A 13,547-nucleotide genomic window follows, 5' to 3' on the forward strand; every position below is an offset into this window, starting at 1 on the left:
CAGAAATGCAAAAAACCGTTGTGGCGTGAGCGACAACGGTTTTTTTATGTCCAGCCTTCAGGCTACATCAGGAATGGCGATGAGACTTACTGCAACGTGAGTCGTAATGACGTACCCACCAGTAGCGATCTGCTACACGTTCGCGTCCACCGACTCTCGCACCGGCCAGCCATAAAATCGCACCAATAAAGATGCTGCCAATCGCGCCGTGCGCCAGGAACTGCGGCAGTCCGAGCTCAGGCAGTTGATTTAAAATGGAATAACCAACGCCACCGACCATTGTGAGCAAACCGAGACCCATCAGGGCATTGCCCAGTCTTGTTGCGGTTTTACGTTTCATATGTCACCTCCAGATAGCGTTCATTTAGCATCATTGCTGTCTTGTCTTTTCCTGCCTTAACTATAGACGTCCCAACCGGTTCACTTTGCGGCAACGATCACATTCAACGAACAATGAGTGACAAAACTTTACGTTTTCCAGACATATACGTTCGCAGGGTGAATAGTTATCTGTTGGCATTATTCATTTTCGACGCTATCAGCGGTTTTTCCCCCGCCCTTTATTTGGCATGGCACTGACACGCAGGTAAACTGTGCGCCTAAACCTCACCAGATAAAGAAGCGAAAACCGTGAGCAGCATTAAATTAATTGTCGGGCTGGCCAATCCCGGTGCCGAATATGCCCAAACCCGTCACAATGCGGGTGCCTGGTATGTCAACCTCCTCGCCCGTCAGCACAATCAGCAGTTGAAAGAAGAAAGTAAGTTTTTCGGTTATACAGCACGGCTGTCTCTGGCAGGTGAGGACGTTCGTCTGCTGGTGCCGACCACCTTTATGAACCTCAGCGGCAAAGCGGTGCTGGCGATGGCACAGTTCTATCGCATTGAACCGGAAGAAATTCTGGTCGCCCACGACGAGCTGGATATTCCTCCGGGGCTGGCGAAAATCAAACTCGGCGGCGGTAACGGCGGCCACAATGGTCTGAAAGATATTCAGAGCAAATTCGGCAATAACCCGAACTTCTACCGTCTGCGGATCGGCATCGGTCATCCGGGCGATAAGAGCAAAGTGGTGGGATTCGTACTGGGTAAACCACCGGCCAATGAGCAAAAGCTGATTGATGATGCGATCGATGAAGCGCTGCGCTGCACGGAGCTGTTGATGAAAGAAGGCCTGGAAAAAACTATGCGCCGCCTGCATAGCTTCAAAGCCGAGCTGTAACGCTTTCTGACAGGGCGCGGAGAGTCTTCGCGCCCTTTTCTTCCCGCCGCCCCCTGCCGTAACTAAAATTCCGTTACCTGCCCTGCAATTCCTGAGCTCCTTGTTGCCAATCGCAACTATTCATGAGCATTATGCGAATCTCATTTACATTCAGTTACGCCTAATGATTAACGTTGCTTTGATTGATGACCACGTAGTGGTTCGCTCCGGTTTTGCCCAGCTGCTCGGCCTTGAGCCCGATATTCAGATTGTCGGCCAGTACGCCTCGGCGGCGAACGCGTGGTCGTCGCTGCTGAAAATGAACATTGACGTGGCAGTGATGGATATCGCCATGCCCGACGAAAGCGGACTGAGTCTGCTTTCGCGCATACGCCATCAGCGGCCTGATTTTCGTGCCATTATTCTGAGTATTTACGACACCACGGCCTTCGTGCAAAGCGCGCTGGACGCCGGTGCCGGCGGCTATCTCACCAAGCGTTGCGGTCCTGAAGAACTGGTGCAGGCAGTGCGCACGGTTCACGCCGGTGGCCGTTATCTCTGTTCAGATGCCCTGCTGGCGCTGCGCCAGAGCCAGCAAACGCCGAAAGCGCTTCAGGCGCTGACGCCGCGCGAACGCGAGATTTTCGACTTACTGGTCAACGGGCTGAGCGTAAAGGCCATCGCCGAACAGCTCGAACTCAGCCATAAAACCGTTCACGTCCACCGTGCCAATATCCTCGGAAAACTCCAGTGCGAAACCACTATCGAACTGGTGCATTTCGCCATCCAGCATAACCTGCTCGCCTGATGCGCAGATTTGGCCTGACGCTGTTTCTCGCCATTTTTTACAGCCTGTGCTGGCTGGCGCTGTGGTCGATCAGTTTTTACCTCACGCAAAACGGTCAGCAGGCGATGTTGCTTCTGCCGCAGGGCTTACGCCTGGCGCTGATGACGCTGCTTTCGCGCCGTTACTGGCCGGCGATGCTGGCGTCGGAGCTCGGCATTGCAGTCTGGCTGCACAGTGAACAGTTGCAGACGCACTGGATTATTTTGCTTTCGCCGTTCCTCAGCCTGATCCCCGCCGCGCTGGTGCAGCATTTCTGGCGACGATTTACCCTCTACTGGCAACGGCTTCTACTTTTGCTCGGTGCCGTGGCAGGCAACAGCCTGTTACAGATGGCTATGCCAGGCCTGTGGCTGAGTTCGCCGCTGAGCCAGACGCTGCTCGCCTCGTTCACCGGCGGTATTCTGCTGACGCCTTTCATCTATCTGATTTACGAATACCTCAAGCAGCAACATCTGCAAAACCTGCTGGCGCAGGAGATCCCCGATCCACCGCTGCGCACCTCGTTACTGATCTGGTGCTCGCTGTTCTTCGCCCTCGCCGTCTGTCTGCAAATGACGCTGGCACCCGAAGTGGAAAGGCTGCTGATCATTCTGGTATTCCTGCCTAACGTGGTGATGGCCTATGCCTTTGGCTGGCAAGGCGGCGTGCTGGCGGCGGTACTGGGCAGCCTGATGATCACCGTCACGCGCCAGATGAGTGGCGCTTTTCACGATCTGCTGGAGCTGGAACTGTTTCTCTCGACGCAGGCGCTGCTCGGCATTGGACTTGGGATCGCCATCAGCCGTCAGCAACAGCTGGCATCGCATCTCAATCGCTACCGGTTGCAGCTGGAGCAGGAACTCCACACCCGACGCCAGCTGACCGAACGGCTGGTGCATACCGAAGAGGCCGTTCGCAAGGAAATTGCCCGCGAGCTGCACGATGAAATCGGCCAGAACATCACGGCGATACAGATCCAGGCGATGCTGGTCGACCGCAGCCCGCACGGTGAGGCCACGCACGCGGCCGCAAAGCAGATCGGCGAACTTTCCCAGCGTATTCACCACACCACGCGGCAACTGTTGCGCCAGCTCCGCCCGCCGGTGCTGGATGAAATGGCGCTCGATAAAGCCCTGCATCATCTGGCCAGTGAATTTGCCTTCGCGCAGCAGGGCATCGATTTTCAGCTGGATTACCGGCTGCCGGGCGTGCCTACCGACGATACTCTGATTTTCACGCTCTACCGGCTGGTGCAGGAGTTGCTCAACAACATCAACAAGCATGCCGGAGCCACCGAGGTACGCGTCAGCCTGACCGAACAACACCCTATGCTGGTACTGGACGTCTGCGACAACGGCATCGGCTTCACTCAGCCGGTGCAGGAAGGTTTCGGGCTGCGCGGAATTGAAGAACGGGTCCGGGCGCTCGGCGGCGAATGGGTGCTCAGCCAGCAGGCCGGTACGCGCATAATTGTTAAGTTGCCCACAAATTTGCAAAGAACACCGCCCTGACTAGGAATAATTCCTAGTCATCTAAAACCTTGTCTCATCCGCCCGACAAAACACCCGCCTACACTCGCCTCAATACGTTGGAGAACACCATGACCGCAACGCCGTTATCCGCCACTGATGTGGATAAAAACTACCGTTACTGGCGCGTGCATTTATTGCTGTCGATGGTTATCGGTTACGCCGCGTTCTATCTCACCCGTCGGAGCGTGACCTTTGCGATGCCGGTGATGCAGCTGGAACTGGGGCTGACCAAAGGCGATATCGGCCTGCTCGGCACGCTGTTTTATCTGGCCTACGGCGGCTCAAAATTTATCTCAGGGATCTACAGCGACCGTACCGGAGCCCGCTGGTTTATGGGCGTCGGGTTACTGATGACCGGCGTGCTGAATATCCTGTTCGCCTTCTGCCATTCGCTGACTGCACTGCTGATTGTGTGGACGCTGAACGGATTTTTTCAGGGCTGGGGATGGCCGCCGTGCGCCAGATTGCTGACGCACTGGTATTCACGCAATGAACGCGGGTTCTGGTGGGGCTGCTGGAATACGTCGATCAACATTGGCAGTGCGGCGGTTCCGCTGCTGTCAGGATTACTGGCGGCCACCTGGGGCTGGCAGGCGGCGTTGCTGGTACCGGGTGCGGTGGGCATTGTTCTCGGATTGTGGTTGTGTCGCCAGCTATGCGGCACACCGCAGCAGGAAGGCTTACCGACCGTAGGCGAATGGCGGCGTGATCCGCTGGAGCTCCGCCAGGAACAGCAAAGCCCGCCAATGGGCATGATGCAGATTTTGCGCGAGACGATTTTGCAGAACCGCACCCTCTGGCTGCTCGGCGTCTCATACGTGCTGGTGTACCTGATCCGCATCGCGCTCAACGACTGGGGCAATATCTGGCTGGCGGAGAACCACGGCGTCAATTTGCTCAGTGCAAACGCGACACTGTCACTTTTCGAACTCGGCGGCTTGCTAGGCGCGTTGTTCGCCGGCTGGGGCTCTGACCTGCTGTTTCGCGGGCAGCGCGCACCGATGATTTTATTGTTTTCTCTGGGGCTGTTTCTAACCGTCACCGCCCTGTGGCTGGCGCCGGTTCATCACTTCGGGCTGCTGGCGCTGAGTTTCTTCAGCATCGGATTTTTTGTTTTCGGCCCGCAAATGCTGATAGGTCTTGCGGCCACGGAATATTCACATAAAGACGCGGCGGGCACGGTGACCGGATTCCTCGGCCTGTTCGCCTACCTCGGCGCGGCGCTGGCCGGGTGGCCACTGGCAGTGGTGATGCAACACTACGGCTGGTGGGGATTTTTTGCCGTACTGACGATGGCTTCGGCATGCGTCGGGCTGCTGCTGATGCCCATGATGATGGCCGGGATCAGCAAACGCGAATTACAGTCCGCTCCGCCGGACAACTGACAAGGTTCTCTGTCCTGCAACATAACAAGAAAAAGGTAAACACCATGAAATCTAAACTCACCTACTCCCTCCTCGCCGCGGCCATTGCCATGACCGCATTCACCGGTGCCGCCCAGGCCAAAGGCCGCCTGGTGGTGTATTGCTCCGCCACCAACGCCATGTGTGAAGAAGAAACCAAAGCCTTTGGCGAAAAGTATGACGTCAAAACCTCCTTTATCCGCAACGGCTCCGGCAGCACGCTGGCGAAAGTAGAAGCGGAGAAGAAAAACCCGCAGGCTGACGTTTGGTATGGCGGCACCTTAGATCCGCAGTCGCAGGCGGGTGAGATGGATCTGTTGCAGGCATACATTTCCCCTAACCTTGCGCAAATCATGCCGAATTTCAAGGATCCGGCCAAGCGTAAAGGTAACTACTCCTCCGCCGTGTATATCGGCATTCTGGGCGTCGGCGTCAACACCAACCGTCTGAAAGAGAAAAACCTGCCCGAACCGAAATGCTGGAAGGATCTGACCAACCCTGTCTACAAGGGCGAGATTCAGATTGCCGATCCGCAGAGTTCCGGCACCGCCTACACCGCGCTGGCCACCTTTGCGCAGCTGTGGGGCGAAGATCAGGCTTTCGATTACCTGAAAAAGCTCAACACCAACATTTCCCAATACACCAAATCCGGCATCGCCCCGGCCCGTAATGCTGCACGCGGCGAAACCGCCATCGGCATTGGCTTCCTGCATGATTACGCTCAGGAAAAAGAGAGCGGCGCACCGCTGAAACTGATCTCCCCGTGCGAAGGCTCAGGCTATGAAATCGGCGGCGTCAGTATTCTGAAAGGTGCACGCAATCTGGATAACGCAAAACTGTTTGTCGACTGGGCGTTGTCCAAAGAGGCACAAGAACTGGCGTGGAAGAAAGGCCAGTCCTATCAGATCCTGACCAACACCACCGCAGAAACCTCCCCGAACTCGCTGAAAATGAGCGACCTGAAACTGATCAATTACGATATGGACAAGTACGGCGCGTCCGATATGCGTAAAGAACTGATCACCAAATGGGTCAACGAAGTGAAGATGGGCAAAGAGACACAATAAAAGCCCACGTAACACATTGATAGGATTCAGCCCCCTCCCCGGCTACGGGGAGGGGCAAAAAATTATTTATCGCCAACACCTTTTCTCTCTTAATAAGGGGACGTTATGTCTCATTCTTTAACGCTGCCTGACACCCGACGCCGCGACCCGGTTTTCGGCTGGCTGGGGCTGATTCTGGCGGCCTTTGTGCTGCTGCCGTCGTGGAGCCTGGACTACGGTCTGCTCGAATCCACGTCGGATGAAATCCTTGCCGCCTACGGCTGGTCCGGGCTGAACCTCAGCCTGATGTGGCTGATCTTGCCGATGGCTCTGCTGTTCCGCCCGCGTTACGCACAGCGGCTGGAAGCCCGTCGCCGTCATCAGTTTGATGCCGCCTGGTCGGTGTTCTGCGCGCTGTTTATGATTGTCAGCGCCACCTTGATTGGGCGCGGGCTGGGCTACGGCAGCATTTTGATGTTTATTGCGCTGGGCGCGATTTGCTCGCTGGCGCTTTCACGACTTGAATGGCTGGGCGGCGACCGCTTCGTACTCGGCTCGCTCATCTGCATTATCGCGCTGATCGCCGTCTTCATCATTTATCCGAGCATTGCGATTTTCATTCCGATGTTCACCAACGACACCGGTGATTTCGCGCCGCTGGCATTTATGGCAGTGCTTGGCCAGTCGCATATTTTGCAGGTGATTTGGAACTCGTTCCTGCTCTCGGTGGCCGTCGGTATCGGCTGTACTTTCTTCGGGCTGGTGCTGGCTATTTACACCACGCGCATCGCCAAACGGTCAGCGGTGATTGGCCGTATCTTCTCGATTCTGCCGATCGTCACCCCGCCGTTTATCGTTGGCCTCGGCGTGACGCTGATGATGGGCCGCTCCGGTTATCTCACCGAGTTCATGGCGGACTGGTTCGGGCTGACCAACACTAACTGGCTGTATGGATTTACCGGCATCTGGCTGGCGCAGGTTCTGGCGTTCACGCCGATGGCGTTTATGATCCTCGACGGCGCAATCAAAACCATTCATCCGTCGCTGGAAGAAGCGTCGTACACCCTGCGCGCCAGCCGCTGGCAGACCTTCCACCGCGTGTTTTTGCCGCTGCTCAAACCGGCACTGGCCAACGCTTTTCTCATCGTCATTGTCCAGTCGCTGGCGGATTTCAGTAACCCGCTGGTGCTCGGTGGCAACTTCGACGTGCTCGCCACGCAGATTTATTTCTACATCACCGGCGCGCAGCTGGATTATCAGGCTGCCAGTACGCTCGGCGTGATCCTGCTGGTGTTTTCCTTGCTGGTGTTCTGCGTGCAGTACATGTGGATCGGCAAACGTTCCTACGTCACCATTTCCGGTAAAACGTCACGCGGCGACGTTCAGCCGCTGCCGGTGACGCTGGTGTGGGGCGTCACCGCACTGCTGGCGGTGTGGGTGGCATTCAACGCCCTGCTTTACGGCAGCATTTTCTACGGCAGCTTCACCGTCAACTGGGGCGTGGATTACACGCTGACCTTCGCCAACTTCACCAAATTGTTTGGTCAGGGCTTCTCAGATGGCGCATGGCCGTCGCTGCTCGACACCCTGCTGTATGCGGGAATCGCCGCGCCGATCACCGCGTTGTTTGGCCTGCTGATTGCCTACATCGTGGTACGCCAGCAGTTCCGTGGCAAAAAAACCATCGAGTTCAGTACCATGCTGTGCTTCGCGGTGCCGGGCACGGTCGCCGGGATCTCCTACATTCTGGCCTTTAACAGTGCGCCGGTTTACCTGACCGGCACCGCGGCGATTGTCATTATTTCGATGGTGATGCGTAACGTGCCGGTGGGCATCCGCGCCGGTATCGCCGGGCTCGGGCAGCTGGATAAATCGCTGGATGAAGCCTCGCTCAGCCTGCGTGCCGGATCGATGCGCACGGTGATGTACATCCTGCTGCCGCTGCTGCGACCGGCCATTCTCTCGGCGCTGATTTACAGCTTCGTGCGCGCTATCACTACCGTCAGCGCCATCGTATTTCTGGTCACGCCGGATACCCGCGTCGCCACTGCCTACATCCTCAACCGCGTGGAAGACGGCGAATACGGCGTGGCGATTGCTTACGGTTCGATCCTCATCGTCGTCATGCTGGCGATCATTTTCATCTTTGACTATCTGGTTGGCGAAGCGCGTATTTCCCGCTCAAAAGCCAAAACCGGCCAATAATTCTGGAGAGCTTTGACATGACCATGACCACTGAACACCCGGTTAAACCGGCACCGGCACAAACCACGCAAAGTTTTGTTGAACTGAAAAACGTCGCCAAACGTTTCGGCACCAATACCGTACTGGAAGGCCTGAATCTGGCGATCCCAAAAGGTAAAATGGTCACCCTGCTTGGCCCGTCCGGCTGCGGTAAAACCACGGTTTTACGCATGGTCGCCGGGTTGGAAAAACCGTCAGAAGGCCGCATTTTCATCGACGGCGAAGATGTCACCGACCGTTCCATTCAGCAGCGTGATATCTGCATGGTGTTTCAGTCCTACGCCCTGTTCCCGCATATGTCGCTTGGGGAAAACATCGGTTACGGCCTGAAAATGCTCGGACGCCCGAAAGCCGAGATCCGCGACCGCGTGCGTGAAGCCTTGTCGCTGGTCGATCTGGACGGGTTTGAAGACCGCTACGTCGATCAGATTTCCGGCGGGCAGCAGCAGCGCGTGGCGCTAGCCCGTGCGCTGATCCTCAAACCGAAAGTGTTGCTGTTCGACGAACCGCTGAGTAACCTCGATGCCAACCTGCGCCGCAGCATGCGCGAAAAAATCCGCGAGCTGCAACAGCAGTTCAACATTACTTCTTTGTATGTCACGCACGATCAGAGCGAAGCCTTTGCGGTCTCCGACACGGTGCTGGTGATGAACAAGGGCAAAATCATGCAGATTGGCGCACCGCAGGAGCTGTACCGCCAGCCTGCCTCGCGCTTTATGGCGAGTTTTATGGGCGACGCCAACGTCTTCCCGGCGGATTTGCACCGCGACACGGTGGAAATTTTCGGCTACCACATCCCGAAACCCGCGGCGTTCGCGCCGGGAATGCAGCAATGTACGGTCGGCGTACGCCCGGAAGCGATCACTCTCGGGCTACAGGGTGAAGACAGCCAGCGCTGTGTGATCACCCATGTCGCCTATATGGGGCCGCAGTATGAAGTGACGGTGGACTGGCACGGACAATCGCTGCTGTTGCAGGTCAACGCCACGCAACTGCAACCAACCGCAGGCGATAATTTCTTCCTGCAAATCCACCCATACGGGATGTTTGTTCTGGTGTAATGACTGATTGACGCAATGAAAAAAGGTGCCGTTTTTATGCGGCAGCTTTTTATTGAATCACCATACACGTGACTGACTGACAACGACTTGTTGTTGGATTCGGTGAGACCCATAAACTCGGGAAATTAAAGAACCTATTTCAAATTCTGGATTTCTGTCGATGATTTCATACACGCCATTGTTTGGATCGAAGAAATAACATATCTCCTCACTCACTCTGACTGCGGCGACAGCATGAGATGCCTGAACTCCTTCATGGTTAAAAGCAAAGGTTAGCATGACACCTTGTTTAGGCAAAGATGCGATCGGATAGCGGCTTAGGCCGGTAATATCCCCATTTATAACGTCAGAATACTTATAAAACAGTCCTGCCTGCCCACTTTTTTTCTCCAGATCCCTCTGTTTATAGTCATTATATTTTGAAAAAAACTCAACTTGTGCGGCTGGGTTGCCAACCCTACTTCCATAGATCTGACGATTGGTTTCATAAGAGTCATGTTTTTTTCTGGCGCGTTCCATCAGCTTGATAAGTTCAGCTTTATCGTTTACATCGACAAAAAAAACACCCTTTGGATAGCCAGGTTTATTTTTATTTAAAATATCCCCCAACCATTTTAAGCAAAAGCCTACACAGTATCCGGAAGAGGAATGTTTCATAGTAAAAAGCATGTACTCTATTTCTATATCAACAACCAGTTTAATCATTATATTCAATACCATTAGAAAATTTAAACATATTAATTATATAAATAAATGTCCATACATAATTAACCCTAGTGAATAAATAAATTTATTGAAAGTAACAAGACAGGTAAAATACATATCGTGGTTAAAATAAGATACAAGCAATCACTTAATAATGAATGTTAAATTGATAAATAAGGTGCGACTGTAGGCGGCACCTTTTGCATGTCAGAGAGTATCTTCTGCGACGTAATACTCAGGGTCATCCAGTTCATGCGAACAGAACGGTCCGGCTTTTTTCAGCAGGCTCACGCAGTCGTTGCTCAGATGCCGCAGTCGGATGGTTTTCCCGGCCTCGATATACCGCGCCGTCAGCTTATCAATCGCCTCCACGCCGCTCGAATCCATCACCCTCGTACCGGCAAAATCCAGCACCACGTTTTGCGGATCGTTTTTCGGCTCAAAAAGTTCCGAGAACGACGCCGCCGAACCAAAGAATAGCGGCCCTTCCAGCTTATAGACCGTCAGATCGCCTTTGGTTTTGTGCTCACGAATGCGGATACGCGCCTGCTGCCAGGCAAAAACCAGCGCCGAGATAATTACGCCGCTTATCACCGCGACCGCCAGATCGGTGAATATAGTGATCACCGTGACAATCACCATCACCAGCGCATCGGCTTTCGGCATACGACGAAAACGACGCAGCGAGCTCCATTCGAAGGTGTTGTAGCAAACCACCAGCATGATCCCCGCCAGTGCCGCCACCGGCAGCAAACCGATGTAACCGGACAGACTTACCACGAACAGGATCAGTAAAATCGCGCCGACGATGCCGGAAATACGCCCGCGCCCGCCAGAGGTGAAATTGATGATCGACTGACCAATCATCGCGCAACCGGCGAAGCAGCCGAACAGCCCGCAAATCGTATTGCCCGCGCCCTGCGCGATGCTTTCACGGTTACCGTTGCCTTTATGGCCGCCCATTTCATCGAGCACCGTCATGGTCAGCAGCGATTCAATCAGGCCGACCAGCGCGATCACCACCGCATACGGCAGCACAACTTTCAGCATTTCCAGACTAAACGGCACTACCGGCAAACTGAAGTGCGGCAATGCACCGGAGATATCCGCCAGATCGCCGACCCGCAGCGTATGCAGGTTAAAACCAATCGCCACCGCCGACACCACAATCAGCGCCGCCAGAGACGCGGGAATGATTTTGGTCAGTTTCGGGAACAGCACGACGACGGCAATTGCCAGCAGCACCAGCCCATACATCAGCGGACCCTGCCCGGCGATCATATGCAGCTGCGCCAGCATAATCACAATCGCCAGCCCGTTGACAAACCCGTGAACTGCAGGCAGCGGCACCAGCCGGATAAACTTCCCGAGCCGGAACACGCCGATCAAAATCTGAATCACACCGGCGAAAATCGTCGCCCACAGCACGTATCCCATGCCGTGCTGCGCCGCCAGGCTCATCAGAACCACAACAATAGACCCCGCCGCGCCGGACACCATTCCCGGTTTCCCGCCAAACAGCGCCGTCACCAGCCCGATAATAAACGCCGTGTGCAGACCGACAATCGGCGACAGTCCGGCCACCAGCGAGAACCCGACCGCTTCCGGGATCATCGACACCGCCACCACAAATCCCGCCAGCGTTTCATTCTTCACTTCCGACAACTTCAGACCACGCGGGCTAAACATAAAACATCCGGTTCATTTCCAGTCAGTTAAAAAATTGTGACAAGTATCTAAAAATGAGCAAAGCGAGGCAAGGTTTAATCCATGACGTTTTGCCCACCACATCACAAGCGGTTCGAGAAAAATCACTATTCCGTGTATAATGCGGCGTAATATGGTCATTACATCAGGCAATTAACTTTAATTACCTGATAACTAAGATATTAAGGTGAGAAAAACATGGGATTCAAATGCGGTATCGTCGGCCTGCCGAACGTCGGTAAATCCACTCTGTTCAATGCGCTGACCAAAGCGGGTATCGAAGCAGCAAACTTCCCGTTCTGCACCATCGAACCTAACACCGGCGTCGTGCCAATGCCCGATCCGCGTCTCGACCAGCTGGCCGAGATTGTAAAACCACAGCGTATCCTGCCAACTACCATGGAATTCGTGGATATCGCCGGTCTGGTAAAAGGCGCATCCAAAGGTGAAGGCCTGGGCAATCAGTTCCTGACCAACATCCGCGAAACCGAAGCCATCGGCCACGTTGTGCGCTGTTTCGAGAACGACAACATCATTCACGTAAACAACAAAGTGGATCCGGCTGATGACATCGACGTTATCAACACCGAACTGGCGCTGTCCGACCTCGACACCTGCGAACGCGCGATCCATCGCGTACAGAAGAAAGCCAAAGGCGGCGACAAAGATGCGAAAGCCGAACTGGCTGCGCTGGAAAAATGTCTGCCACAGCTTTCCGAAGCAGGCATGCTGCGCGCGCTGGATCTGACCGAAGAAGACAAAGCGGCCATCCGCTACCTGAGCTTCCTGACGCTGAAACCCACCATGTACATCGCCAACGTCAACGAAGACGGTTTCGAGAACAACCCGTACCTCGACATCGTGCGTAAAATCGCCGAAGCCGAAGGTTCCGTCGTCGTTGCCGTCTGTGCCGCCGTGGAATCTGACATCGCCGAACTCGATGACGCTGACCGCGAAGAATTCATGCAGGAACTGGGCTTAGAAGAGCCGGGCCTGAACCGCGTGATCCGCGCCGGTTATGAGCTGCTGAACCTGCAAACTTACTTCACCGCTGGCGTGAAAGAAGTCCGCGCATGGACCATCCCTGTCGGCGCCACCGCGCCACAGGCAGCGGGTAAAATCCACACCGACTTCGAAAAAGGCTTCATCCGCGCACAAACCATCGCGTTCGAAGACTTCATCACCTACAAAGGTGAGCAAGGCGCGAAAGAAGCTGGCAAAATGCGTTCAGAAGGCAAAGAGTACGTTGTGAAAGATGGCGACGTGATGAACTTCCTGTTCAACGTCTGAGTTAAGATTCGCTTCACACAGACCTGAATGTTGATTAAAAATCCACGCCACGGCGTGGATTTTTCTTTTTACCGCGCCATAAAAAGTCCCTCTCTGCCCCCTCTTTCATTTCTCCTTCGGCCCCATTACGGGATATATTGGTTCACTTTCGTAAAATTATCACTTTGTTACAGGTAACATCGTCATGGCATTGATCCCAAAAAACTATACGCGTCTGGAAAGCGGCTATCGTGAAAAAGCGCTCAAAATCTATCCATGGGTATGCGGACGCTGCACGCGGGAATTTGTTTATTCCAATCTGCGCGAATTAACGGTTCACCATATCGATCACGACCATACCAATAATCCGGAAGATGGCAGTAACTGGGAGTTATTGTGTCTGTATTGTCATGACCATGAGCACTCGAAGTACACCGAAGCCGATCTTTACGGCTCAACGGTTGTGGCCGGAGAAGACGCGCAAAACGATGTTGATGCAGCAACCTATAATCCGTTTGCCGATTTAAAATCGATGCTCAATAAGAAGAAATAAG

At 54.5% G+C, this 13,547-nt stretch carries 12 protein-coding genes; 9 read left to right on the plus strand and 3 right to left on the minus strand.

From position 1 onward, the window contains the following. Nucleotides 1–67: 67 nt before the first annotated feature. Complete coding sequence (ychH, locus tag I2123_RS13160; RefSeq protein ID WP_112167702.1) at nt 68–340, minus strand: stress-induced protein YchH; 273 nt, start codon at nt 338–340, stop codon at nt 68–70. 290 nt (nt 341–630) lie between these two features. Here ychH and pth point away from each other — a divergent pair, with 290 nt between their 5' ends. The 7 genes from pth (at nt 631) to fbpC (ending at nt 9,312) form a co-directional block, all read left to right on the plus strand. Continuing rightward, complete coding sequence (gene pth / locus I2123_RS13165; protein WP_213050668.1) at nt 631–1,221, plus strand: aminoacyl-tRNA hydrolase; 591 nt, start codon at nt 631–633, stop codon at nt 1,219–1,221. 163 nt (nt 1,222–1,384) lie between these two features. Continuing rightward, nucleotides 1,385–2,008: a response regulator transcription factor gene (locus tag I2123_RS13170; protein ID WP_112167700.1), complete on the plus strand. Its 624-nt coding sequence runs from the start codon at nt 1,385–1,387 to the stop codon at nt 2,006–2,008. Next, nucleotides 2,008–3,537, plus strand: coding sequence for an MASE1 domain-containing sensor histidine kinase (locus tag I2123_RS13175; protein WP_213050669.1), 1,530 nt, complete (start codon nt 2,008–2,010; stop codon nt 3,535–3,537). The genes I2123_RS13170 and I2123_RS13175 overlap by 1 nt, the downstream gene beginning before the upstream one ends. An 89-nt stretch (nt 3,538–3,626) precedes the next feature. After that, nucleotides 3,627–4,943 carry an MFS transporter family glucose-6-phosphate receptor UhpC gene (uhpC, locus tag I2123_RS13180; RefSeq protein ID WP_112167698.1) on the plus strand — a complete coding sequence of 439 codons (1,317 nt, stop codon included), beginning with the start codon at nt 3,627–3,629 and terminating at the stop codon, nt 4,941–4,943. Nucleotides 4,944–4,987: 44 nt separating this feature from the next. Continuing rightward, nucleotides 4,988–6,028, plus strand: a complete 1,041-nt coding sequence (locus tag I2123_RS13185; RefSeq protein WP_112167697.1) for an ABC transporter substrate-binding protein — start codon at nt 4,988–4,990, stop codon at nt 6,026–6,028. Nucleotides 6,029–6,133: 105 nt separating this feature from the next. Then, nucleotides 6,134–8,212: an ABC transporter permease gene (locus I2123_RS13190; protein WP_213050670.1), complete on the plus strand. Its 2,079-nt coding sequence runs from the start codon at nt 6,134–6,136 to the stop codon at nt 8,210–8,212. A 23-nt stretch (nt 8,213–8,235) separates the two neighbouring features. Next, nucleotides 8,236–9,312 (plus strand): ferric ABC transporter ATP-binding protein, encoded by a 1,077-nt coding sequence (fbpC, locus tag I2123_RS13195; RefSeq protein ID WP_213052511.1) that lies wholly within the window; start codon nt 8,236–8,238, stop codon nt 9,310–9,312. A 57-nt stretch (nt 9,313–9,369) separates the two neighbouring features. On the opposite strand, the gene I2123_RS13200 is transcribed toward fbpC, so the two are convergent. Together I2123_RS13200 and I2123_RS13205 are read right to left on the minus strand one after the other, a co-directional pair. Further along, nucleotides 9,370–10,017: a YopT-type cysteine protease domain-containing protein gene (locus I2123_RS13200; RefSeq protein WP_213050671.1), complete on the minus strand. Its 648-nt coding sequence runs from the start codon at nt 10,015–10,017 to the stop codon at nt 9,370–9,372. Nucleotides 10,018–10,224: 207 nt separating this feature from the next. After that, complete coding sequence (locus tag I2123_RS13205; protein ID WP_213050672.1) at nt 10,225–11,706, minus strand: SulP family inorganic anion transporter; 1,482 nt, start codon at nt 11,704–11,706, stop codon at nt 10,225–10,227. Between the two features lie 216 nt (nt 11,707–11,922). On the opposite strand from I2123_RS13205, the gene ychF reads away from it, so the two are divergent. Continuing rightward, entirely contained in the window at nt 11,923–13,014 is a 1,092-nt protein-coding gene (gene ychF, locus I2123_RS13210; protein ID WP_112167694.1) for a redox-regulated ATPase YchF, read from the plus strand. A gap of 184 nt (nt 13,015–13,198) precedes the next feature. Continuing rightward, nucleotides 13,199–13,546: an HNH nuclease YajD gene (gene yajD, locus I2123_RS13215; protein WP_112167693.1), complete on the plus strand. Its 348-nt coding sequence runs from the start codon at nt 13,199–13,201 to the stop codon at nt 13,544–13,546. Nucleotide 13,547: the final 1 nt, after the last annotated feature.

Source organism: Rahnella inusitata (assembly GCF_018288855.1).
Classification (GTDB): Bacteria; Pseudomonadota; Gammaproteobacteria; order Enterobacterales; family Enterobacteriaceae; genus Rahnella; species Rahnella inusitata.

Bases quoted from the DNA above. Each gene is read 5' to 3' on its own strand.
- ychH (WP_112167702.1), bottom strand. From the start codon at position 340: ATGAAACGTAAAACCGCAACAAGACTGGGCAATGCCCTGATGGGTCTC.
- I2123_RS13170 (WP_112167700.1), top strand. From the start codon at position 1,385: ATGATTAACGTTGCTTTGATTGATGACCACGTAGTGGTTCGCTCCGGT.
- I2123_RS13175 (WP_213050669.1), top strand. From the start codon at position 2,008: ATGCGCAGATTTGGCCTGACGCTGTTTCTCGCCATTTTTTACAGCCTG.
- uhpC (WP_112167698.1), top strand. From the start codon at position 3,627: ATGACCGCAACGCCGTTATCCGCCACTGATGTGGATAAAAACTACCGT.
- I2123_RS13185 (WP_112167697.1), top strand. From the start codon at position 4,988: ATGAAATCTAAACTCACCTACTCCCTCCTCGCCGCGGCCATTGCCATG.
- I2123_RS13190 (WP_213050670.1), top strand. From the start codon at position 6,134: ATGTCTCATTCTTTAACGCTGCCTGACACCCGACGCCGCGACCCGGTT.
- fbpC (WP_213052511.1), top strand. From the start codon at position 8,236: ATGACCACTGAACACCCGGTTAAACCGGCACCGGCACAAACCACGCAA.
- I2123_RS13200 (WP_213050671.1), bottom strand. From the start codon at position 10,017: ATGATTAAACTGGTTGTTGATATAGAAATAGAGTACATGCTTTTTACT.
- I2123_RS13205 (WP_213050672.1), bottom strand. From the start codon at position 11,706: ATGTTTAGCCCGCGTGGTCTGAAGTTGTCGGAAGTGAAGAATGAAACG.
- ychF (WP_112167694.1), top strand. From the start codon at position 11,923: ATGGGATTCAAATGCGGTATCGTCGGCCTGCCGAACGTCGGTAAATCC.
- yajD (WP_112167693.1), top strand. From the start codon at position 13,199: ATGGCATTGATCCCAAAAAACTATACGCGTCTGGAAAGCGGCTATCGT.